General features: G+C 36.2%; 21 protein-coding genes. 4 read left to right on the top strand and 17 right to left on the bottom strand.

Annotated features, from left to right (window positions below):
• Positions 1 to 4: 4 nt before the first annotated feature.
• The 7 genes from H3T48_RS03530 to H3T48_RS03500 form a co-directional block, all read right to left on the bottom strand.
• Positions 5 to 1,705, bottom strand: coding sequence for a proline--tRNA ligase (locus tag H3T48_RS03530; RefSeq protein WP_198188527.1), 1,701 nt, complete (start codon positions 1,703 to 1,705; stop codon positions 5 to 7).
• A gap of 19 nt (positions 1,706 to 1,724) precedes the next feature.
• Positions 1,725 to 2,981, bottom strand: coding sequence for an RIP metalloprotease RseP (gene rseP / locus H3T48_RS03525; RefSeq protein ID WP_198188525.1), 1,257 nt, complete (start codon positions 2,979 to 2,981; stop codon positions 1,725 to 1,727).
• 9 nt (positions 2,982 to 2,990) lie between these two features.
• Positions 2,991 to 3,788, bottom strand: a complete 798-nt coding sequence (locus H3T48_RS03520; protein ID WP_198188523.1) for a phosphatidate cytidylyltransferase — start codon at positions 3,786 to 3,788, stop codon at positions 2,991 to 2,993.
• Positions 3,789 to 3,799: 11 nt separating this feature from the next.
• Positions 3,800 to 4,534, bottom strand: coding sequence for an isoprenyl transferase (locus tag H3T48_RS03515; protein WP_198188521.1), 735 nt, complete (start codon positions 4,532 to 4,534; stop codon positions 3,800 to 3,802).
• A gap of 2 nt (positions 4,535 to 4,536) precedes the next feature.
• Positions 4,537 to 5,094, bottom strand: coding sequence for a ribosome recycling factor (frr, locus tag H3T48_RS03510; RefSeq protein ID WP_046307059.1), 558 nt, complete (start codon positions 5,092 to 5,094; stop codon positions 4,537 to 4,539).
• Positions 5,094 to 5,819, bottom strand: a complete 726-nt coding sequence (gene pyrH, locus H3T48_RS03505; protein ID WP_109715569.1) for a UMP kinase — start codon at positions 5,817 to 5,819, stop codon at positions 5,094 to 5,096. Before pyrH ends, frr begins: the two co-directional genes overlap by 1 nt.
• Positions 5,820 to 6,024: 205 nt before the next feature.
• The gene (locus tag H3T48_RS03500; protein ID WP_198188519.1) at positions 6,025 to 7,482 is read right to left on the bottom strand and encodes an FAD-dependent oxidoreductase; all 1,458 of its coding nucleotides are present in this window, start codon (positions 7,480 to 7,482) and stop codon (positions 6,025 to 6,027) included.
• 107 nt (positions 7,483 to 7,589) lie between these two features.
• Here H3T48_RS03500 and H3T48_RS03495 point away from each other — a divergent pair, with 107 nt between their 5' ends.
• The gene (locus tag H3T48_RS03495) at positions 7,590 to 8,477 is read left to right on the top strand and encodes a LysR family transcriptional regulator (protein ID WP_198188517.1); all 888 of its coding nucleotides are present in this window, start codon (positions 7,590 to 7,592) and stop codon (positions 8,475 to 8,477) included.
• A gap of 37 nt (positions 8,478 to 8,514) precedes the next feature.
• On the opposite strand, the gene H3T48_RS03490 is transcribed toward H3T48_RS03495, so the two are convergent.
• The 7 genes from H3T48_RS03490 to H3T48_RS03460 all read right to left on the bottom strand — a co-directional run bounded on the left by H3T48_RS03490 (position 8,515) and on the right by H3T48_RS03460 (position 15,647).
• Entirely contained in the window at positions 8,515 to 9,429 is a 915-nt protein-coding gene (locus H3T48_RS03490; RefSeq protein WP_198188515.1) for an ROK family protein, read from the bottom strand.
• A 250-nt stretch (positions 9,430 to 9,679) separates the two neighbouring features.
• Positions 9,680 to 10,480: an alpha/beta fold hydrolase gene (locus H3T48_RS03485; RefSeq protein ID WP_198188513.1), complete on the bottom strand. Its 801-nt coding sequence runs from the start codon at positions 10,478 to 10,480 to the stop codon at positions 9,680 to 9,682.
• Positions 10,481 to 11,143, bottom strand: a complete 663-nt coding sequence (locus H3T48_RS03480; RefSeq protein ID WP_198188511.1) for a malonate decarboxylase holo-ACP synthase — start codon at positions 11,141 to 11,143, stop codon at positions 10,481 to 10,483.
• A complete protein-coding gene (mdcD, locus tag H3T48_RS03475; RefSeq protein ID WP_198188673.1) occupies positions 11,131 to 12,798 on the bottom strand; it encodes a biotin-independent malonate decarboxylase subunit beta in 1,668 nt (555 codons plus the stop codon). Before mdcD ends, H3T48_RS03480 begins: the two co-directional genes overlap by 13 nt.
• Entirely contained in the window at positions 12,788 to 13,081 is a 294-nt protein-coding gene (mdcC, locus tag H3T48_RS03470) for a malonate decarboxylase acyl carrier protein (RefSeq protein ID WP_187158013.1), read from the bottom strand. Before mdcC ends, mdcD begins: the two co-directional genes overlap by 11 nt.
• A gap of 15 nt (positions 13,082 to 13,096) precedes the next feature.
• Complete coding sequence (gene mdcA, locus H3T48_RS03465) at positions 13,097 to 14,737, bottom strand: malonate decarboxylase subunit alpha (protein ID WP_198188509.1); 1,641 nt, start codon at positions 14,735 to 14,737, stop codon at positions 13,097 to 13,099.
• Position 14,738: 1 nt separating this feature from the next.
• Positions 14,739 to 15,647, bottom strand: coding sequence for an acyltransferase domain-containing protein (locus tag H3T48_RS03460; RefSeq protein ID WP_198188507.1), 909 nt, complete (start codon positions 15,645 to 15,647; stop codon positions 14,739 to 14,741).
• Positions 15,648 to 15,757: 110 nt separating this feature from the next.
• On the opposite strand from H3T48_RS03460, the gene H3T48_RS03455 reads away from it, so the two are divergent.
• Both H3T48_RS03455 and H3T48_RS03450 read left to right on the top strand, forming a co-directional pair.
• A complete protein-coding gene (locus tag H3T48_RS03455; protein ID WP_198188505.1) occupies positions 15,758 to 16,630 on the top strand; it encodes a LysR family transcriptional regulator in 873 nt (290 codons plus the stop codon).
• Positions 16,631 to 16,729: 99 nt separating this feature from the next.
• Positions 16,730 to 17,839 carry an acyltransferase family protein gene (locus tag H3T48_RS03450; protein ID WP_198188503.1) on the top strand — a complete coding sequence of 370 codons (1,110 nt, stop codon included), beginning with the start codon at positions 16,730 to 16,732 and terminating at the stop codon, positions 17,837 to 17,839.
• Between the two features lie 420 nt (positions 17,840 to 18,259).
• Here the strand turns inward: H3T48_RS03450 and tsf are convergent, their stop codons facing one another.
• From tsf to H3T48_RS03435, 3 genes are all read right to left on the bottom strand, one after another.
• Positions 18,260 to 19,135 (bottom strand): translation elongation factor Ts, encoded by an 876-nt coding sequence (gene tsf / locus H3T48_RS03445; protein WP_198188502.1) that lies wholly within the window; start codon positions 19,133 to 19,135, stop codon positions 18,260 to 18,262.
• 31 nt (positions 19,136 to 19,166) lie between these two features.
• Positions 19,167 to 19,952 carry a 30S ribosomal protein S2 gene (rpsB, locus tag H3T48_RS03440; RefSeq protein WP_187158021.1) on the bottom strand — a complete coding sequence of 262 codons (786 nt, stop codon included), beginning with the start codon at positions 19,950 to 19,952 and terminating at the stop codon, positions 19,167 to 19,169.
• Between the two features lie 154 nt (positions 19,953 to 20,106).
• Positions 20,107 to 21,138: a GIY-YIG nuclease family protein gene (locus tag H3T48_RS03435; protein WP_074425196.1), complete on the bottom strand. Its 1,032-nt coding sequence runs from the start codon at positions 21,136 to 21,138 to the stop codon at positions 20,107 to 20,109.
• A gap of 58 nt (positions 21,139 to 21,196) precedes the next feature.
• On the opposite strand from H3T48_RS03435, the gene H3T48_RS03430 reads away from it, so the two are divergent.
• A complete protein-coding gene (locus tag H3T48_RS03430; RefSeq protein WP_198188500.1) occupies positions 21,197 to 21,811 on the top strand; it encodes a 1-acyl-sn-glycerol-3-phosphate acyltransferase in 615 nt (204 codons plus the stop codon).
• Positions 21,812 to 21,832 lie beyond the last annotated feature (21 nt).

The following is a 21,832-nucleotide window of genomic DNA, read 5'->3' as shown; positions in this document are numbered from 1 at the left end:
GAAATTATCCTAACTCTTTATTTACAAAATCATCGAGTTCAGAAACATTCAGCTCTATTGATTTTTCATCAGTTGGACGCTTAACCTCAATAATTCCATCACTAGCTTTTTTACCAATTGTGATTCTAAGAGGCGCACCAATTAAATCTGCATCAGCAAATTTAACTCCTGCGCGTTCGTTACGATCATCATATAAAACATCATAGTCAGCACTATATTTTTGTTCAAGACTTTCAGCCAATTTTGTTTGGTCGTCATCTTTCATCTTCATTTGAACAATATGAAGATCATAAGGAGCAATTTCTTTAGGCCAAGAAATTCCACGTTCAGTTAAATGTTGCTCAATAACTGCAGATAGAACTCTGGTTACACCGATTCCATATGAACCCATGATAACAGGCTGAGCCTTTCCATTTTGATCAAGGAAACTTGCGCCCATTTTATCTGTATAGTAGGTCCCTAACTTAAAGATATGACCAACTTCAATTGAAGTAGTGAATTTTAATGGTAAATGGTCAACAGGATCTGGTTCACCTTCATTTGCAACACGCAAATCACTGAATTCTTCAACTTTAAAATCACGATTCAGATTAGCATTCTTAAATTGGAAACCATCTTTATTTGCCCCGACAATTACGTTAGTCAGATCTTTAACAGTATCGTCTGCAATAATCTTATCAGCCCAATTTGCTTCAACTGGACCAACACTACCCTTGCCGACACCTGTAATTTCCTTTAATTCTTCATCAGTAGCAACACGAACAGAGTCAGCATCTAACATATGAGTTAACTTAACTTCATTTATTTGTTTATCACCACGAATTAAAACTAGAACGTGTTCTTTTTCATTAATAATGTATAAAACACTTTTTACAATTTTTGTTTCTGGTACTTTTAGAAATTCAGCTAAATCAGCAATTGTTTCTTGACCAGGAGTTGCAACCTCTTCTAATTCGGCAACCTGTTCTGGATCCTGTTTAAATGTGTCAATACTTTGAGCCATTTCCAGATTTGCGGAATAAGTACCTGCTTCATTAGTTGCAATGGTATCTTCACCAATTGCAGCTGGAGCCTGGAATTCCATTGAGTTTTTACCGCCCATTGTGCCGGAGTCAGCAATTACTGGAGTTACTTTGACACCGCAACGATTAAAAATCGCTTCAAATGCCTTTTTCTCATCATCAAACTGGTCATCTAATTGTTGGCTAGTAGCAGCAAAACTGTATGCATCTAACATAATAAATTCACGGCTACGAAGCAAACCAAACCGAGGACGATTTTCATCACGGAACTTAGTTTGAATTTGGTAAAGCGCAATTGGCATTTGCTTATAACTCTTGAGATTTTTAGCAACAATTTCGGTAAAAGTTTCTTCATGGGTTGGTCCTAAGAGACTTTGACGTCCATGGCGATCTTTTAACTGAAACATTTCAGGACCATACTTCTGCCATCTTCCAGATTCTTCCCACAGAGTTGCTGGTAAAAGTTCAGGCATTTCCATTTCTGGAACACCAATTTTTTCCATTTCCTCTTCCATGATTTTTTCGACTTTATTTAAAACTCGAAAACCCAAGGGCAAATAAGCATAAACTCCGGCAGTAACTTGTCTTACATAGCCACCACGAAGCATTAACTTATGGCTTTCAGCAACCGCATCTGTTGGTGCTTCTTTTAAAGTAGGTATAAATATTTTAGATTGTCGCATTAAATTCTCCCCAAATTCTTTATTTAATAAAGTAGCGATATATATCGTTACCAGTAACTGCTATGATTAAAAGTAAGAGCAAACCAAATCCAACCAATTCAACAATAGCTTCATGGTTTTCAGAAATAGGCTTCCCACGGAAAATTTCAATAATATTAAGTAAGAACTTACCGCCATCAAGTCCAGGAATCGGTACTAAGTTCACAATGCCCAAGTTAATTGAAATCATTGCTAAAAATGCCAAAAGGTATGAAAAGCCCATTTGCGAAACTTGTGCCGTCTGAGAGTAAATTCCAACAGGACCAGACAATTTATTCAGACTAAAGTTTCTAATTAAACCACCTAAAGCGTTAAAAATCATTCCTGTGGTTGACACAGCTGTATTCCATCCACGTTTAGCTTTTGAAATAGCTCGATCGTCACCTTGAGCTTTAATTCCTATTTGATAAACCGTTTGACCACTGACTTTTACAACCTTTGGCTTTACCGTAGCTGTAGTAGTCTGATTGTTTTTTTCCAGAACTATCTTTAAGTTCTGGCCCTTACTTTGAGCAATTATATTAGAGACATCCTCAAATGAACTCGTCTTGTGACCATTAATCGAAACAAACTTTGATCCCTTTTCAATCTTAGCTATATCAGCTGGTGAATTAGGTGACACTGATTGAATTGTTGTAGTTGCAGGACCTGGAATTGTAAACGTCCAAATCATGAAAACCACAAAGCCAAGCAAGATGTTCATTAAAGGTCCAGCAACATTAGTAGCAAGTTTTTGCCAAACATTTGCTTCTTGAAATTGTGTATCACGAGGTGCGATTATTAGCTCAGTTTTTGATTGGTCAATGACAGTTGCATCATGGTCAACCGAATACCTAACCGGTTTTTCTTCATCACCATTTTCATAGCCTTCGATTACCAGTTTATCTACCAAATCAGCCTTTATTACTTGAACTGGAATTCCTTCCACCGGAATATCTGATTCTGAGGCATCAATTTTGACCACTTTATTCTGATCATTTAGTTGAAGAACTACATTCATTCCAGGTGAAAGTTCAGTTTCATCGTCCTTACTAGCTAAACGAACGTACCCACCTAAAGGTAGCCAGCGAATAGTATAAGTGGTTGGATTCCGTCTTACTTGAAATAGCTTAGGACCCATTCCAATAGAAAATTCACGAACTAAAATACCGCACTTTTTTGCAACAATAAAGTGCCCGAATTCGTGAACAAACACTAACAAGCCAAAAACTACTAAGAAAATCAGTATACCTTTCATGGAATACTCCTAATGTATAATTCCTAGTAATGCCGCGAATACCGGCAAAACAAATAGCATACTATCAAATCGGTCTAAAATTCCACCGTGACCCGGTAAAATTTTACCTGAGTCCTTAACACCATAATAGCGTTTATATGCGGATTCAACTAAGTCACCCATTTGGCCAACAATTGATAGAATCAAAGCAAAAACAACCATTTGCCATAGCGGATAATCGACATTGACGAAGTATACATAGACAGCGGCACAAATGACAGCACAAATAGTTCCGCCAATTGATCCTTCCCATGTTTTATTAGGACTAATCACTGGCCATAATTTATGTTTACCTATTTTACGTCCAATCATGTAAGCACCTGTGTCAGTCAACCAAACGACAACAAAAACATAGCAAAGTAAAGCTAAGCCGTTTGAACTATTTCTGATGCTTGCCATGTAGTGAAAACCGGTGCCGATATACAGTGAACCAAGTGTGTACACTGAAACATCATCAAAAGTTGTCTTATTCTTTGATAAAACTGTCCAAGTTAGCATTAACATAATTAGAGCAAAGTAAATACCGTATTTAGTCCAGTGGAACGGCATGCTCTTGATAAAACTATCGGGAACTGCCCAAGTGATTGTTGCCAATAAAGCTAGCAAAAAGTTAACAGAAACTAAAATCTGCTTTTTCATTAAAAAGATTTCACTTATTCCAACTGCAGCAAAAGCGACTGTCAGCCAATCCATCCACAAACCGCCTGCAATGACGATTGGAATAAATAAAATCAAAGCAATAACTGCTGTAATTACACGTTGTTTCATATAATAACTACCTAACTATCCGTTTCATCTAATTTGCCAAAGCGGCGATGACGATTTTGAAAATCACTAACAAATTCTTGCAAGTCCTCTTTTGTGAAATCAGGCCAATTTTTAGGGCTAAATGCAAGTTCAGAGTAGGCCAATTGCCAGAGCATAAAATTAGAGATGCGTTGTTCTCCAGAGGTTCTAATTAACAAATCAGGATCCCTAAAATCTTTGAAACTTGCGGTCATTAGCCGATTCGAAATTAGTTCTTCAGTGATTTGATCACTGGTAAGCTGCCCAGTCTCAATTAACGTACCAATTTCTTTAACCGCTGTTGTTATTTCTCTTCTTGAGCCATAATTAAAAGCAAAATTTAATATTAAACCAGTATTTTGCGCAGTTTCTGCCATTGCACGTTGAACTACATCATATGTTTTATGAGGTAATTCATCCAAATAGCCCATAATATTAACTTTTACATTGTTTTCCATTAACGTCGGCATGAAATGGTCAAAAAAGCGTACAGGCAAGTTCATTAAATATGCAACTTCTTCTTTGGGTCTTGCCCAGTTTTCAGTTGAAAAAGCATATAGAGACAAGACTTTTATTCCAAGTTGATCAGCTGCTAAAGTGATTCTCTCAACATTGTTCATCCCTTCGTAATGACCAGCCACACGTGGCTTACCTTGTTTTGTAGCCCAACGACCATTACCGTCCATAATAATTGCAAGATGATTTAATTGATTTCTTTTTTCTGCCATTTTTAGCCTTGAGTAATTTCCTTACGCTTTTTATCAGCTAATTCATCAATCTTCTTAGTTGCTTGATCCGTTACCTTTTGAACTTCTTTTTCAAGGTTACGTTGCTCGTCCTCAGTTATTTCATCATCTTTTTGTTGCTTCTTAAGTGAGTTCATTGCATCACGTCTTACGTTTCTAACAGCAATTTTTCCTTCTTCGGCAATTTTATTTACTTCTTTGGCAATTTCTTGACGTCTTTCACCAGTCAATTGAGGAATAACTAGTCTAATAACTTTACCGTCGTTTGCTGGTGTTAAGCCTAGATTTGAAGCAAGAAGAGCATGCTCAATATCATCGACACTGTTTTGGTCATATGGTGTAATCAAGAGAACACGAGGTTCTGGAATAGTCACACTCGACATTTGAGTCAATGGGGTTGGCGCACCATAGTATTCAACTTGAACGCCATCAAGCAAGGCTGCATTGGCAACACCGGCACGAATAGAGCCGAGATTCTTTTCAAAAACGCTGATAGATTTTTCCATATTATCTTGCGCTTTTTTAATCGTTTCGTTATTCATTATTTTCCACCTTCAATTACAGTTCCTATATGTTCACCCATAACGACTTTTCTAATATTTCCTTCTGTATTGACGTTAAATACAATTAACGGAATATTTGTATCCATTGAAAGTGAACTAGCAGTTCTATCCATAACTTTCAAATCTTTGGAGATTACATCAAGTTGAGTTAACTCATTGTACTTTTTAGCGCTTGGATCAATTTTTGGATCAGCGGAGTAAACTCCGTCAACACCATTTTTAGCCATTAAAATGACATCTGCATTAATCTCAGCTGCACGTAAAGCTGCAGTGGTATCAGTCGAAAAGTATGGGTTACCGGTTCCACCACCCATGATTATTACTCTGCCTTTTTCAAGGTGACGAATTGCCTTTCTTCTAATGTAAGGCTCAGCAATTTGTCTCATTTCGATTGATGTCTGTAATCTTGTTGGCACACCTACATGCTCCAGACCATCCTGAAGAGCTAAACCATTCATGATAGTTGCTAGCATACCCATATAGTCTGCTTGTGAACGTTCCATTCCCAGTTTTTCACCAGTTTCACCACGCCACATGTTACCGCCACCGCAAACGATTCCAATTTCAACGCCTAGGTCGTGAACTGATTTAATTTCTTCGGCTAAATGGCTGATAACTGTAGGATCAATTCCAGTACCTTGACTACCAGCCAATGCTTCACCAGAAATCTTTAAAACAATTCGCTTATATTTAACTTGAGTCATGACAACCTCCTCTATTAACTTTAGTTATTCTACCATATAAAAATGGCAAATGTAGGACTACAAAACAAAAGAGCAGAAATTTATCAAGAAATTTATTTTCTCTTTAAAAGCTTATTTTAATAGAAGAAAAACGCACTACTTATTTATTATTTTTTGTTGAAAATAAAAAGCACTGTCGTATTAAACAGAGCTTTTTAATCTATTATTATTTCAAATATTTTTGTGCATGTTGCGCTGCATTTCTTCCAGAATAAAATGCATATCCGGCACAAGTTCCTGGCATATTTGGACCATATGTATCTCCAGTTAAACCACTTGCATCATTACCTGTTGCATATACACCTTTAATTGGTTGACCTTTTTCATCTTCAATCTCATTATCAGGGGTTATTCTTAGACCACCCATCGTGCAATATGCACCAACTGTTAACTTAAAGCCATAAAATGGACCGTCTTCAACAGTTCTTAAATATTTTGGATCCTTGCCAAATGACTTGTCCTCACCAGATTTTACATCTTCATTGAATTTTTCAATATTTTGAACAAACTTATCTCTTGGCAAGTTCATTTTTTCTGCTAATTCTTCTAGCGTATCTGCCTTAAAGATAAATGGTTTGTTTTCACTAATTGCTTGATCAATTTCTTCTTGTAACTTATCCATCTTGTGTCCACGTTCAATGTAAACACCTAGTCCCATAAAGTTACCCTTTTCAGCCATTTCATCAATGATCTTTTTATCTAAAATGCTGTAAACCTTATTTTGACTGTACAGAGCGTTGCCAGCATATGAAAAGTTATAAACGACTGATTCATCAACAAATCTCTCACCATTTTCATTTACCCATAAAAGAGGTTGTTGTCCTGCAGCCACATTCATCTGACTCCGCATCATCTTGAACGATGGTTGGCCTGGATCTTTCAGATAGCCACCAAATAGCATTGCTGTACCCATGCCATATTTTTGACCACCAACATGCCATCCTAGTCTCAAACCATCACCAGTGCCTTTGCCACATGAAACTGTAATCAATCTGGATAAATCATAATTGGTTTCTTTTGCCATCATTTCGTCATTGTTTAAATAGCCTCCTGTTGCCAGGATCACTACTTTGGCTGTAATTGTTTCAATGTCACCATTAGCTTCATTTTTGATTGTTACCTTTTTATTGCCATCATAATCAATTTCTAGGTTAATTGCTGATGTAGAAGTTAAAAGTTCTCCTCCCAATTTTTTGAAACGAGGTTCCAAACCATTGTGCATTGCGCCATCGCCGTATCCTTTATAAATATGCCATGTTGCTTCACCAGCACCCATTGCTTGAACGCCTTCATATTCAACGCCTTCATCATGTAACCACTTAATATTCTCGGCACTAGTATCCAAGTAATTACGCCAAATCCTCGAATCAGCTTTATAGCTAGAATACTCAACTTCTTCTTTTAAAACATCCAAAGTTGAAACATTAATTCCTTTTTCTTTTTGTAAATATGAACCGACTGCAAAAAGACCCTCGCTATAATTTGCAGAACCACCAGTGTGACGCCCTTTTTCAAGCATCAAAACACTGTTACCGTTCTCGACAGCTGTTAATGCAGCAGCTTGACCAGCAGCACCCGAACCTACAACTACAACATCGTAATTTTCTTTTTTTGAAATATTCATAACCATGTACCTCTTTAAAACTATTTATGCTTTAATAGTAAGTGCTTACAAGTAAAAAATATAGATACTTTATTTTTCAGCACTAGAAGTAAAAGGTTCGGATAAAGATGAATTTCACTCAATTAAATACGTTCATTACGGTAGTCGAAACGGGGAGTTTTCAAAAAGCGGCTGCAACACAATACATTAGTCAACGCGCAGTTTCACAGTCAATTGGCAAGCTAGAAAACGAATTAGGCTTTAAATTGTTCGAGCGCGGCAAAAACAAAATTTCAATTACCTCTCAAGGACAGGAATTTTTCTTAAAAACCAAGGAAATATTACATAGCTTTTCTGTAGAAATCAATTCTCTGCGGCACGAAGTAGCCACCACCTATCAAGAACTAAAAGTTGGCTACTTTTCTCCTTTTGAAGGGGCATTGCTGCTACAAAAAGTCTTTGATGCAAATCAAAAACAGCCTGAATTAAAAATAAAGATAACCGAGGAGAGTATTGAACACCTAATATCGGACGTTTCTCTTGGCATATTAGATTTAGCTTTTATCTTAGATTATGGAGACCAAGAATTCTTGACTAAGAACCTAACTAACAAGAGTATTTTTCAAAGCAAAATGGTGATTGGCGTCAGTAAACTCGATCCCTTAAGTAGCAGCACTGTTTTTCCATTAACTGCTCTTAAGGAAAAGCCAATTTTATATTATGGACCTGAGAAAACCAATTATTTAAAGCATGCTTTTCTTGCCACCTTACCTGAAGCATATCAAAATTTACCGGTCGCTAGAATTTCAACTATTGAACAAATGCAAATTCTTGTTTCCTCTAATCAAGCTAATGCATATTATCCAGATGGCTTACTTCAACCTTCAAACTCTCCGAGTGAGAAAATTGAATATTTACCATTAGAGGGCAACAGCAGTGCCCAAAATTACCATGTCCAAGCTATTTATCAAAAGAAAACTGAAAAGAAAAAATTAATCCAGCAGTTTTTAAGCTAATCAAAAACCTCACTTTAGCTTAAAGCGAGGTTTTTGATTAATAATCAGTTTCGTTATCTACAGTTAATAACAAGTTATATAAGGCTCCATACAAATTAGAGTCATTTCTAAATTTAGCTGCAACTATTTCTGGTTTAACTAATGTTTGTCCAATGATTGAATTCATTTCGCTAACTAACTTATCATAAGCCTTATTAATGCCAGAAAGTAGAATTGGTTGAGCACTAATGCCGCCACCGATTGCCACTTTATTTATATCAACTACTGTATTCATATTTAAAATTAATGCTGCAATGTTTAAACAATAATCATTGAAAATCTTAATTGCGTCTTCATTGCCGCTTTTAATTTCTTCAAAAGCATGAATTCCATCATTTATTTCAGAATAACCTGTTTTTTGATTTACATGCTTTACAAAGTTGACAGCAGAGCATAGATTACCGACGCTACCTTGCATTTTTTCTGGGTGGGTCAAATCAATAATCATAAAGCTCATTTCACCAGCTTGATAATGGGAGCCTTGTAAAAGATGACCGTTAACCATGATGCCACCGCCAACACCCGTGCCTAATGTTAGTGCTGCACAGTTAGCTTCACCTTTTAAGCTTCCTAACCAATTTTCTGCCAAAATACTGGCTTTACCATCATTAAGAACAGTTACAGGGTAATCTTGATCTTGATAGATTTCTCCAAAATCAATGCCATCAAGATAAGGAATTGCTCCTCCAAAACGTATTTTTGTTCCTTCGATTTTTCCCGGAGCACAAATTGCCAAACCTTTGATTCTATCTGTATATTTTTTAACAATTTTATCTACTGCAACTAAAAAGTCAGCTTTATTGTCAGGAGTACTTACTTTGCCCTTTTCAATAATATTACCAGCTTGGTCTATTTGTGCGTATTTAATTTCTGTTCCGCCAATATCAATACTTAAATAATTTTTCATCTTCATCCTTCACCAATAGATAAATTAAAAGTTACAGCCATAAAAAGCCACATTAAAGATTATAAACTAAAACTCAATCTTTGATTGCATTACTTTTAGACAATCAAGAATTCTACTGTATCATAAATTTTCAAAAACTGCCTTTAAAAATTATATCTCACATTAAAAACTATTTTTATGCCTAATATCAAAAAGACCTCTTATCCAATTAAATAAGAGGTCTTCTAAAAAAATTTAAATCCTTAAACCTAATACACTATTCAGGCAAATAACGATTTTTCAGTAAAAAGTGACGTAACAGCTGATTAAATCGTCGAGGAACCTCAGCCATAATATCATGTCCGCAATCATCTAAAACGGCATATTCAATTCGCGAATTATGTTTAGCCATCCATTCAGCAAATTGATAGTTATAATATGGACTTTTCTTAGCAGCAAAAACAACTATTTTTTGCGTAGTGGTTATAATTATATTTCGCCAATCCTGCTTAATGTGCTCTTGCAATAAATCCATATTACTTTGACGATCAAAAGGATACTTAGTTTTAACTAGGTTGAGTTCATTAAAAACTTCAGTATCAAGGCCATGAAAAGTTTCATGAACCTCTGGAATAATCTTAGATTGCTCTTTGTAGTTTTCCAAAGTATAGTTCATGAAGCCAAAATGCCAGTCCTTAGTATTTAGCATATATGGTGTTTGATCAACGATACAAGCTAAATCAACTAAATTAGGTTTTGTCTTAATTAAATCATATAGAACACTACCACCCATTGAATGCGCAATAAATGTGGCATGACTGATATTTAGAAATTTCGCTAAACCAATCAGATCATCAGTCAATCTTTGGAGAGTATGACCATTTAATGTTTTTTCACTTTCACCCATGTTACGGTGATCATACGTTATTACCTGATATCCCATATTTAACAAATAAGATACTTGTTTTGTCCAGATTTCTTGATAACCACCAAAGCCAGTAACCAAGACAATTGGCCTACCGTTTCCGTATACATGATAATTAAGTTTAACCCGATCACTGGTTAGATAGTAACTCATCTATTCTTTCCTTACAAAATTCCACGGGTTCTCTACCAAAATAGGTCCGGTAGCTGTTTTGATTAGTACTTTTTTGTTGCGCCCTGCAGCATACTCTTCTAACGAAAAGCCTTTTTGTCCATGTACAACCTGAACATCCGCATGAACTCCGTATAAATTTATCTTTCTTAATAACTCTCTTGCTTGACTCACACTAATTTCTTTTGTTGCCGACAGAATAACATCCAAATCACTGATATGCTCTGAATTATTTTTTACTATCTTCATTCCAGTGGCCATTTCGTAAGCCACCGAGCCACCGATTCCCCATTTAAATCCTTTTAACAAAGGAACCATTTTAATTAGAGCTTGAAATTGAGGTATGTTTTGCCGAGCAGGAGGCAACTCTTTCCATAACTGTTTTTTTATAAAGTAGTCTGGCGAGTAACAATTTACTGCTCGCTCTTTTTTTAAGAAACAGGCTAAGCGCTCATTTCTTTGAAATCCTCTTATTCCAACTGGAATTAGATTATTATCTATTTCTCCTCTTCTGACAACAACGATTTTAGCTTTAGCTAAAGAATCCTTTGCCCATTCAGGTAAAGGATTCTCGCCTAGCACCAAATCACTAATTTTGTTAAAAGTGAGCAAATCATGTGGCCAAACTTGTTTTATTGATTCCATTGTTCAAAAACTGTTTTACGCATCTTGTTAGTTGCTTGACGTCCACTTTCAACCGCAATTGGCGTTTCATATCTAAAGTGCAAATCAGTAGGTTGATTCTTAGTACTCTCAATTGCTTCATCAATAACGGTTTTGATTTCTTCAACTGCGTTTTCATTAGCATCCCATGAGGAAACATCCTGAACCAATTTGTAAAGAGCACCTAATTTTTCATAGTTGAGAATATCATAGGCCATTGCAGGAACATGTTTTGTGGCTTCTTCTAATTCAGCAATCGTTCTTTGAGTAATTCGAGCAGCTGAAGCCTTAGACATTGCTTGAATTGTGATTGAGTCATCTGCTAAAGCTATAATTCGGTTTGATTGCAAACCATGAGCTAAAAAGCCTCCTGAAACGGCATCCCCAGGAATAAACGCAATAACTGGATGACCTGCTTGACGTGCTTTAGCATATGCAGCAGCAGCGGATGCCAAACTGATATGAATACCAATTAGTTCCTCTTTGTAGCCATATGCTTGACTTGGTACGTCAACAACCAAAATAAGTGGCCGTTTTTCTTTCTTATCTTTGTCTTCATCAACTATCTTGTTAACAATTTCGGCTACTAGAAAACCTTCCTGTAAGCCAACTTCTCCCTTTCGAACTCGTGGAAAACGATTATTTTCATCTGGGACAATTGCAATATATTCTTTACCATCTTTTTCAGCATGTAAAACAGTAGGATAATTTGATTCTGCATTTTCAATTCCAGTTAATTTTTCAAACCAAAGTCGACCGCGTGACTTAGTTTTCGCTTGCTGACTAGCAGTAGCTTCATTAACGACATGTTTAGTTGCTTTATTCTTAGAATAAAGGTCACGGTATTGCTTGGTATTAAGCGGTTGAGCAAAATCAATCTCATCGAGTAAAGAGAGGTAAAAATCAGCTTGGTCTGTTCTATGAGCATCCTTATTCTGATCAATTGCATTGTTAATTGCGTCCTTAATAGCTGAAACATCATCGTCAACTACTTCATCAGCAATTCCTGTTTCAACACGTTGACGTGTTCCTAGAGTGTCCCAAATCAAGTTCTTATCGCTGGAATCGAATTCTCTTACCCCAGCTTCTTGCTCAATTACTTCTGGACCATTCAGAGCAATTCTAGCCTTAGGTGTTGTAATCAGATAAGAAAAAATTGCACTTGTAATTGACATTCCACCAAAACTACCAACTCTTCCCGGCACAATACCGATAACGGGAACATATTCTTTTATGGCAATAACTACGTTTTGAATTTCTGAAATTGAAAGCAGGCCATAGTTTGCCTCTTGCAACCTCACACCACCTGTATCAAGAACAATAACTGGGTATTCCTTAATTCCATTTTTATTGTCTTCAAGTGTTTTTTCCAAAGCAGCTACAATTTTAGCTCCCGAAACTTCACCAATTCCACCACCTTGGAAACTACCTTCAATTGAAATAATAACGGCAGCTTTTCCATCTAACTTACCTTTTACAACAATTACGCCGTCATCACTTTCAGGTACAATGTTTTGCGGCTCCAAATGTGGTGAAATAAAATCAAATTCAGGTCCAACAATCTCGCGCCCAGTGTTCTCATCAAGTAAGCTAAAAGCACGTTGACGTCCATTTAATTCAACAAAACTATTTTTCATCATTTAATGCCTCCATTGCTTGTGTGAGACGTAAGTTAACAACGCCTGGTGTTGCACCAAAGTCATGAATTACAAATTTTCCTTTTAAAGGATAACGAGTGAAAAAGCGATCTAAAACATTTTTCCAAACTTCTTTAAAGCCATCACTACCAGTTACTATCTCGATTGTTGTTTCATCTGCAGGGTAAAGTAGGATTTCTAAATCTCCGGATGCTACTACACCAACATGAACAAACTTTTTAACAGTTTCTGAATTTTGATAAGTAAAATTAAGTTTTTCCATCTTAACTAACCTCCTTTATGACCATGATCTGAATTTAGCAGGTGGATTGTATAAACCATGTGACCACTCAACTAAATCATCCATCGTTTGTGCAGCTAGCAATGAACGCTTTGCATCCTGTCTACGAACCCCAAGATCTTCTGGCAAAGCAATAATTCCTTTATCACGCAACTTTTTGACCTCTTCAGGATTAGAGCGAAGACCTACAGGTGTTACACCCGCAATTGCTTCAATGGCAGCCTTACGCTCTTCCATGCTATCTGTCTTATAGAGGTATGCAATTCCTTCTTCAGTTACAATATGAGTTGTATCTTCGCTATAAATCATGATTGGTACATTGGCCAATTTTGCTTCTTCTCTTACCTCTTCAGCATCCAAATGATCAACAAAGACAGGTTTCTTATTAGAACCAAATGTTTCAACCATTTGGACAACTAATTTTTGTCCTTTAGCTAGAGGATCATCAGCTGGCTTCAAACTTTGCCATGCTGCAGTTGAGTGACGTCGACCAGTTGGATTCGAGCCCATATTAGGTGCGCCACCGAAACCTGATAAGCGACCATGAGTAACAGTAGAAGAATTACCCCATTGATCAATTTGTAATGTTGATCCAACAAACATATCACAGGCATATTGACCAGCAACTTGACCTAAAGCACGATTAGAACGCATAGTGCCATCTTTACCGACAAAGAAAACGTCTGGCCGAGCAGCAATATACTTCTCCATGCCGACTTCACCACCAAATGAGTGGATTGAGTCAACCCAGCCACTTTCAATTGCTGGAATCAAAGTTGGCGTTGGGTTCAATTCCCAGTTACGGCAAATTTTTCCTTTAAGACCAAGTTGTTCGCCGTAGGTAGGTAATAGCAATTCAATCGCCGAAGTGTTGAAACCAACACCATGGTTTAGAGTTTGAACATTATGCTTTTCATATATTCCGCGAATTGCCATCATACCCATTAAAATTTGCAATTCACTAATTGCTTGTGGGTCACGCGTAAACAATGGCTCTAATTGATATGGCTTATCAGCTGGAATCACAACATCAACCCAACCAGCTGGAATATCAACTCTTGGAACTTTATCTACAATTTCGTTTGCTTGAACAATGACGATACCATCATGAAATGCTGCAGCTTCAACAATTGTTGGTGTTTCCTCAGTATTAAAACCTGTATATAGGTTACCTTCACGATCAACTTTATCTGCTGCTACTAAAACAACATTTGGAATCAAATCTATGAACAGTCGTCCAAACAATTCAAGGTAAGTATGGATATCTCCAACCTGCATCGTTTTGTCTGCAATCATTTGGGAAACCCTAGTACTTTGTGGACCAGCATAAGAAAAGTCCATCTTAGTGGCAATTCCTAAATCAAAAATATCCAAGTGTTCAGGTCTCGAAATACTGGACATAATCATATGCAAATTATTAACTTTATCTGCATCCACTTTTGCTAGAGCTTCAGATAAAAATGAAGCCTGTTTTTGGTTGTCTCCTTCCAAAACAACCTTATCACCTGGCTTAATCAGCGCTTCAAGAACTTTAACAACATCTTCTGTTTTTGCAAACTTGCCATCAAGAAGAGCACTTGCGCCATTTAAACGTGCAGCTTTTGCATCTCGATGCGTATGCCAATTTCTTTCAGTCATATTATTTTCCTTTCCATTTATTAAGTAAAAAGTCGGCATCATCTATTGTCATTTCACTTAATATAATATTTGATACCTGATCAGTTTTAACCTTTAATAACTTTGTAAATGCGTTTCCTGGCGAGAATTCGATACTCACTTGCGGATTATACTCAAGTGCAACATTAATCATCGTTTCCCAAAAGACGGGATGAGTTAAATTATTAGCTAGGTCATATTTAACATCTGCAACCTTTTTTACCGGATGACCGTTATTATTGGCCAAGTAAATACAGGCAGGGTTACTTAAATGTAACTTCCCTATCTCATAATCTAATTGTTCAGCAACATTTGCCATTAGCGGCGAATGTGACGGATTAGGTACATGCAATAATTTAGCTTTAGCTGCACCTTGCTTGGTGGCAAGCTCTAACACTTGTTTAATCGCAGTCAACTTACCTGACAGAGTATTTTGCAACTCTGAATTTTGATTCGACAGGTATACCGGATTTTCTTCGGTATGAACCTGCTTCACAAGCTCGGCAACTTCTTGTCGAGATAAACCAACTACCACGCCCATACCATATCCTTCGGGATAAGAGGATTGCATCAGCTTAGCCCTTAAGCTAACTAATTTAAAAACATCTTCTTTTGAAATTACTCCAGCAGCATATGCTGCTCCAAACACTCCTAGGGAATGTCCAGCCACTAAATCTGGTTGCCAACCCATTCTTTTAAGTTGATCAACTTCATTAATTTGCAAAAGTAAAATACTTAATTGTATCTGTTGCGAATCAGAATAACCTTCACTAGTATCTAAAAGTTTCACTCCCGTCCAATTTTCTACATTCTGTTTCAAATTGGGGTCAACATTAGTTAACATTCCAGCTTTCTGACTTCCTTGCCCAGGAAACAACCATAAACTTTTCACGTTATCACCTCTTTGGATCTCACAAATTTAGTTTAAACCCAATAGATAACCATTTATAATAGATAATAGGAATAATAGTTAACCAAAAAGTTATTAATTGGAGCAAAATAATGAATTTAACTGGTTTAAAGTATTTTGTCAGTGTAGCTAGTTTGGGCTCTGTAACGGAAGCAGCCCGAGCAGCATATGTCAGTGAATCCGCAATTAGTAAAACCATTAGACAGCTTGAAGAAGAAATTGGTGTAAAACTGTTTGATCGTCAAGGAAGAACAATTAAGTTGAATCAGCAGGGAAAGATCTTTTATTCATACGTTTCCGATAGTCTTAGCCTGCTGAGCCGTGGCATCAACGCAGTGAAAACTAATTCAGCAGAAGAAAATGGACAAATCAACGTTCTTTTTACTGTTGGCTCACCTTTAATTCCGATCATTGCACTAAAAATGCAAAAATCACTTCCAAATGTCAGCCTAAATATTCACCAGCGTACAACTTTTGCTAAAGACCTAAAGCAATTTGACTTTGTTATTTCTTCACATAAGATTAAAAACTTTACGGCAATTCCTTTATTAAGAGAAGAAATCTTAATTGGCTGGAAAAAAAGTTTCATGCATAAGAAAAAGTTTTTTCTAGCTTCAGAATTAAAAAATTTTACCTTTGTCGGTGAAAATGATGAAACCGAGTTACAACAAACTGTTAACCAGTTTTTAGTAAGTAATGACATCAAATTAAATTTCAAATACCAATCAGATGAACCGGCCACAGTTCGAGAAATGATTGTAGCAGGACTAGGTATGGGTTTTATTCCTAAAGTCACATGGGGAAATTACTTTACTAATTCAAACTCAATCGATATTGCAAGAATTCTTCCCAATTCACCACACCGAACAATCTATTTAAATACCCCACACCAGACTTTAAATGATACTCAACGCTTATTTAGCAATGAAATTGCTAGTGTTTTAGTTGAAGCACAATCGAATTAAAAGAAAAAAATAAAACTTGCCTTTTTTGAAAAAATCGCATATATTAAGGCTGAACTTCTTAGGGATCTCACAAATCTACTAAGAGAGGTCTTAAATGAAATGGATAAATATCCTTATCCGGCATATAAAACAGCAGATATTGGAGATTATTTAAAAGTCTTTGCCTGTACTGCAGTTATGTCGCAGCCAATTATGTCTTTGGTTATGGGGGTTGGTCAGCCTTTTGCCACACAAGATATATTTGGCATTATGTATAATTTGGTTAAATACACTGCACCAGCCTTTATTTTTGGCATCCTATACACCACAATTCGAACAAATGATTTGGCAGGCAATTTTTCATATAAAGCACATATGAGGTCAAGCTGGTCAAACCTATTTGTTCCGACAATTTGGTGGACGTTAATTTATTTGCTGGGAATGCCATGGCTCCAACAGATAAATAAATTTAATAATTTTGGTTCATTTTGTTGGCATTTTATTAATGGTAATGGAGCACCGCATTTGTGGTACAACACAATGATGTTGCAGTTTATTATTTTAATGCCATTGTTTTGGGCAATTAGTCGTTACGTTGGTAAAAATGTAAAAAGAGGATTACTTGTCGCTCTAATTACTTTTGTTTTATATTTTGTCTGGCTATGGTTTTATGATTTTTACGTATTCCATGGTCCACACGAAAAAACGTGGTATATGCTAGATCGAATTTTTATTTCGTTCTTTATTTATGGCGTATTTGGAGTACTTGCATGGCAACTGAGAGATTATGTTAATTCAATATTAAGTAAATTTTGGTGGCTAATTCTATTAGTTTTTCTTGCTTGTTTTATTTGGACAAATTTTGAATTACACGGCTTTGGACATCCAGTCCTTTTTGCAAACGCTCCGTATTATAAACCATCAATGACATTCTATTGTTTAGCAGTCATTGCTTTAGTTGCAACTCTATGCTTACATCAAGTTAGGAATGATTCGGAAACTTCACTCAAAGTTTTTCATTTTTTAGCTACATATGCTTACCGTGCTTACCTTTCAAACGTATTTTGGAATCAACTGATTTGGCGTGGATTAAATATGAGTTACCATGCGACTTATCACCCATTTTTAACTTTCCTAGGCACATGGATCTTAACTTGGATACTATCGTTCACTTCTGCATATTGCCTACATATTTGGTGGACAAAAATAAAAAGCTATATAGTTAAATAGACGTTAAATCAATCTAAGAATGCAAAAAGAACCCTTTATAAAGAGGGTTCTTTTTATTTAACCTGAAAATGTTTCTATTCTAGAAGGGCTTTTATCCGACAGCTAAGAAAAATGCTAGCGCATCTAGAATGATACCCATAACAAAAACTAAATTATTGTTTAATTTAGAAAAGGACTTTTCAACGCTTAAATATATACATATCGTTCCGACTATCACTGCAATCATCATTATGTCAAAGCCCATATGCCTTACCTCACTTTGAAATTTATCTAATTATATTTTTCCATATTAAAATTAGTCGGTAAATTCATTTGCTTTTATTTTAGAATTATTTTATTAACTTTAACTTTCTTTAAGAATAAAAAAACCTTATCCATTAGGATAAGGTTTTTAGTAAATCTTTTTTTAGACTTCAAGGACTATTTAATTTGTTCTTGAACTTCAGCAGCAAAGTCTTCTTGCTTCTTCTCGATACCTTCGCCAACTTCGTAGCGAGCGTATGCAGCAACTTCACAACCTTCAGATTTAGCATATTCTGCAACTGTCATATCGCCATCTTTAACGTAAGGTTGGTCAACTAAGCAAATTTCGCTTAAGTACTTGTTAACACGACCTTCAACGATCTTAGGAATAATGTTTGCAGGTTTACCTTCGTTTTCAGTTTCCTTAGTGAAAACTGCCTTTTGACGATCAAAATCAGCCTTTGGAACAGAAGCTTTATCTAAGTATTCAGGGTTAATAGCAGCAACATGCATTGCAATGTTCTTAGCTGCTTCTTCGTTGTCACCCTTTAAAGTAACAACAGCAACAATTGATCCACCATTATGCTTGTAAGCGCCAAATACTTCATCATCATTCTTGCTGATTAAATCAAATCTTCTTAAAGTGATCTTTTCACCGATAACGGCAGTCAAGTTGGTAATTTCTTCACCGATTGTTGAACCAGCCATTGGAGCCTTTAAAGCTTCTTCTACGTTAGCAGGCTTTGCAGCAAGAATTGCCTTTGTTACATCATCAACTAACTTAATGAACTTATCGTTTGATGAAACAAAGTCAGTTTCTGAGTTAATTTCAACTAATGCAGCTGTGTTACCAGAGAATGCATATTCAGCCAAACCTTCAGCTGCAATTCGACCACTCTTCTTAGCAGCTTTTGCAACACCGTTTTCTCTTAAAATATCAATTGCCTTTTCAACGTCTCCATCAGCTTGAACTAAAGCTTTCTTGGAGTCCATCATTCCGGCACCAGTACGATCACGTAACTCTTTAACTTGTTTAGCAGTAATATTTGCCATTGATGTATCCTTTCAAATAAAAGATATTTAACTAGTCTTCGTCTGAAGTTTCTTCAGCTTCAGTTGCTTCTTCAGCACCATCAGCTGCAGCATTCTTAGTCATTTCAGCTTCTACGTCAGCGTTATTGTCATCTTGACCTTGCTTACCTTCAATAACAGCATCTGCCATTGCGCCTGAAATTAAGCGAATAGCACGAATAGCATCATCGTTTGAAGGAATAACAACATCTACTGGATCTGGATCAGTGTTAGTGTCAACCATTGCAACAACTGGAATACCAAGAATGTTTGCTTCGTGAACAGCAATCTTTTCCTTCTTAGGATCAACAACAAACATTACGTCTGGGATTCTAGGCATGTCTTCAATACCACCTAAGAATCTTTCAAGCTTATCTTTTTCCTTAGTTAATAAAGATGCTTCCTTCTTTGGTAATACTTCAAAAGTACCATCTTCTGACATCTTCTTAAGGTCCTTTAATCTTTGCACACGACTTTGAATAGTCTTCCAGTTAGTTAAAGTACCACCAAGCCAACGTTGATTAATGTAGTATTGACCAGCACGAGTTGCTTCTTCAGCAATTGAGTCTTGAGCTTGTTTCTTAGTACCTACAAAAAGAATTACACCACCGTCTTGAGCAACTGCTCTAACGAATGAGTATGCGTCATCCAACATCTTGATTGTCTTTTGCAAATCAATGATGTAGATACCATTTCTTTGAGTAAAGATGTAAGGAGCCATTTTTGGATCCCATCTTCTAGTTTGGTGACCGAAGTGGACACCAGCTTCAAGTAATTGTTTCATTGAAACTACTGACATAATTAACTTCCTCCTATGGTTTTATACCTCTCAAGCGATCATTTCAACGTTTCACCAGTGTGTGGCACCAAAACGTTGATCACTCTTGATGTTTCTTACTTGTGTGTTTAACACACAAGTAAAATAATACTAAATTTAGGCTTAAGAATCAAGGCTAAAAATCAACTGATCGTTCACGCAAAAAATTTTCCTTCCACTGTCGTGTATGGTGCTTAAACCAATACTCTCTTTTCAATGCTAGTTGCTTATCTTGAAATTTTTCATGATAAATCATTTTGACAGGTCTTCTAGTCTTAGTATATTTTGCTCCTTTACCAGTGTTATGTGCAGTTAACCGTTTTTGTAGGTCATTTGTAAAACCACCATAAAAACTGCCATCATTACACAACAAAACATAGAAATAGTAACTTTTCCCTTCATCATGTTTTTGCCGCTCTTCATCAGTTTCACGAATTACTTTTTGAATCACAGGTAAAAAATCACCGTTTTCATCATGAACTTCAATCGCATCCCTCAAAACCAAGCCATCTGTTGCCGTGTGCTTAACAGCTTCAATAATAACTAAATTTGCATCATCTCCACGATGAGATACATACGGCTGTACAAATTTGATACTTAAATCGTGCTTTATGCAAAAATATGCAATTTCGTTAAGACGTTCAGGTCGATGTACCATATACATTTTGCCCTTCATCTTAAGAAGATCACTGGCAACCATAATTATTTCTTCTAAGTTAATTAACAATTCATGACGTGCAATTGCTTTTTTAGGATCAGGATTTACTTTATGATTCTTTGCCACTTTAAAATATGGTGGATTAACCACAACTACATCATAAGAATCTTTACGTAAAAATTTAGGTGCATCCTTAACATTTTTTTGATGAACTTGAATACGGTTTTCCATTTGATTTAATTCAACCGATCGCCTAGCTTGTGAAGCAGCCTCATCTTGAATTTCAATTGCATCATACTTAGCTCGATTAAAATATGCCATATAAATTGTTGCAGCACAGTTTCCTGCACAGAGATCAGCAACTTTCGAACTATCTTTAATTGATTCTTTAGCTTCTGACGCCAGTAATAATGTGTCTAACGAAAAGCTAAAGGCATCTTTGTCCTGAACAATTTTAAGATTATCGCTATACATATAATCAATTCGTTCATTTTTTGACAAATTTACCATAAAAATTTCTTCCTCTCCTCAAGCTCTGTTATAATATTTTACATCATTGGAGGAAATAATGTTTTATCATATCATTCGCCCAATTGCCCGCTTTATTGTCTGGCTACTAAATGGGCATTTACATGTTAATCATAAAGAACGTATCCCAGATGGGAATTATATTTTGGCAGCTCCGCATCGCACGTGGTGGGAACCGATTTTGTTTGCTTTAGCTGCAAGTCCGAAAGAATTCATGTTTATGACAAAAATTGAATTATTTAAATATCCTGTTTTAAATTTCATTTTAAAGCATGCACATGCCTTCCCAGTTGACCGTAAAAATCCTGGTCCATCTGCTCTAAAGACACCTATCAAGGGACTAAAAAATGGGAATTATTCATTAATTATCTTTCCATCTGGAACCAGACATTCCGCCGAACTAAAAGGCGGAACTATTGCAATTGCAAAGCTATCCGGTAAGCCAATTGTTCCCGTTGTTTATCAAGGTCCTCTGACCTTTACAGGACTTCTAAAGAGAAAACCACTTGAGGTTTGCTTTGGCGACCCTATTCAAGTTGATCGAAAAATCAAACTAACACATGAAAATGAAGCAATGTTAGATAATCAGCTTAAAGAAGCTTGGAATAAGATTGATCAAGAACAGAATCCTAATTTTCATTATCAACCAAAGTAAAAACAGACAAAATGAAAAGAT

Source organism: Lactobacillus sp. M0403, assembly GCF_016101265.1.
GTDB classification, from domain to species: domain Bacteria; phylum Bacillota; class Bacilli; order Lactobacillales; family Lactobacillaceae; genus Lactobacillus; species Lactobacillus apis.
The sequence above is the reverse complement of the archived record's forward strand: the minus strand, read 5'-3'. Positions and strand labels throughout refer to the sequence as shown.

What these genes read in the sequence shown, in the direction of transcription:
- H3T48_RS03530 (WP_198188527.1), bottom strand. Translation starts at nt 1,705, where the DNA reads ATGCGACAATCTAAAATATTTATACCTACTTTAAAAGAAGCACCAACA.
- rseP (WP_198188525.1), bottom strand. Translation starts at nt 2,981, where the DNA reads ATGAAAGGTATACTGATTTTCTTAGTAGTTTTTGGCTTGTTAGTGTTT.
- H3T48_RS03520 (WP_198188523.1), bottom strand. Translation starts at nt 3,788, where the DNA reads ATGAAACAACGTGTAATTACAGCAGTTATTGCTTTGATTTTATTTATT.
- H3T48_RS03515 (WP_198188521.1), bottom strand. Translation starts at nt 4,534, where the DNA reads ATGGCAGAAAAAAGAAATCAATTAAATCATCTTGCAATTATTATGGAC.
- frr (WP_046307059.1), bottom strand. Translation starts at nt 5,094, where the DNA reads ATGAATAACGAAACGATTAAAAAAGCGCAAGATAATATGGAAAAATCT.
- pyrH (WP_109715569.1), bottom strand. Translation starts at nt 5,819, where the DNA reads ATGACTCAAGTTAAATATAAGCGAATTGTTTTAAAGATTTCTGGTGAA.
- H3T48_RS03500 (WP_198188519.1), bottom strand. Translation starts at nt 7,482, where the DNA reads ATGAATATTTCAAAAAAAGAAAATTACGATGTTGTAGTTGTAGGTTCG.
- H3T48_RS03495 (WP_198188517.1), top strand. Translation starts at nt 7,590, where the DNA reads ATGAATTTCACTCAATTAAATACGTTCATTACGGTAGTCGAAACGGGG.
- H3T48_RS03490 (WP_198188515.1), bottom strand. Translation starts at nt 9,429, where the DNA reads ATGAAGATGAAAAATTATTTAAGTATTGATATTGGCGGAACAGAAATT.
- H3T48_RS03485 (WP_198188513.1), bottom strand. Translation starts at nt 10,480, where the DNA reads ATGAGTTACTATCTAACCAGTGATCGGGTTAAACTTAATTATCATGTA.
- H3T48_RS03480 (WP_198188511.1), bottom strand. Translation starts at nt 11,143, where the DNA reads ATGGAATCAATAAAACAAGTTTGGCCACATGATTTGCTCACTTTTAAC.
- mdcD (WP_198188673.1), bottom strand. Translation starts at nt 12,798, where the DNA reads ATGAAAAATAGTTTTGTTGAATTAAATGGACGTCAACGTGCTTTTAGC.
- mdcC (WP_187158013.1), bottom strand. Translation starts at nt 13,081, where the DNA reads ATGGAAAAACTTAATTTTACTTATCAAAATTCAGAAACTGTTAAAAAG.
- mdcA (WP_198188509.1), bottom strand. Translation starts at nt 14,737, where the DNA reads ATGACTGAAAGAAATTGGCATACGCATCGAGATGCAAAAGCTGCACGT.
- H3T48_RS03455 (WP_198188505.1), top strand. Translation starts at nt 15,758, where the DNA reads ATGAATTTAACTGGTTTAAAGTATTTTGTCAGTGTAGCTAGTTTGGGC.
- H3T48_RS03450 (WP_198188503.1), top strand. Translation starts at nt 16,730, where the DNA reads ATGGATAAATATCCTTATCCGGCATATAAAACAGCAGATATTGGAGAT.
- tsf (WP_198188502.1), bottom strand. Translation starts at nt 19,135, where the DNA reads ATGGCAAATATTACTGCTAAACAAGTTAAAGAGTTACGTGATCGTACT.
- rpsB (WP_187158021.1), bottom strand. Translation starts at nt 19,952, where the DNA reads ATGTCAGTAGTTTCAATGAAACAATTACTTGAAGCTGGTGTCCACTTC.
- H3T48_RS03435 (WP_074425196.1), bottom strand. Translation starts at nt 21,138, where the DNA reads ATGGTAAATTTGTCAAAAAATGAACGAATTGATTATATGTATAGCGAT.
- H3T48_RS03430 (WP_198188500.1), top strand. Translation starts at nt 21,197, where the DNA reads ATGTTTTATCATATCATTCGCCCAATTGCCCGCTTTATTGTCTGGCTA.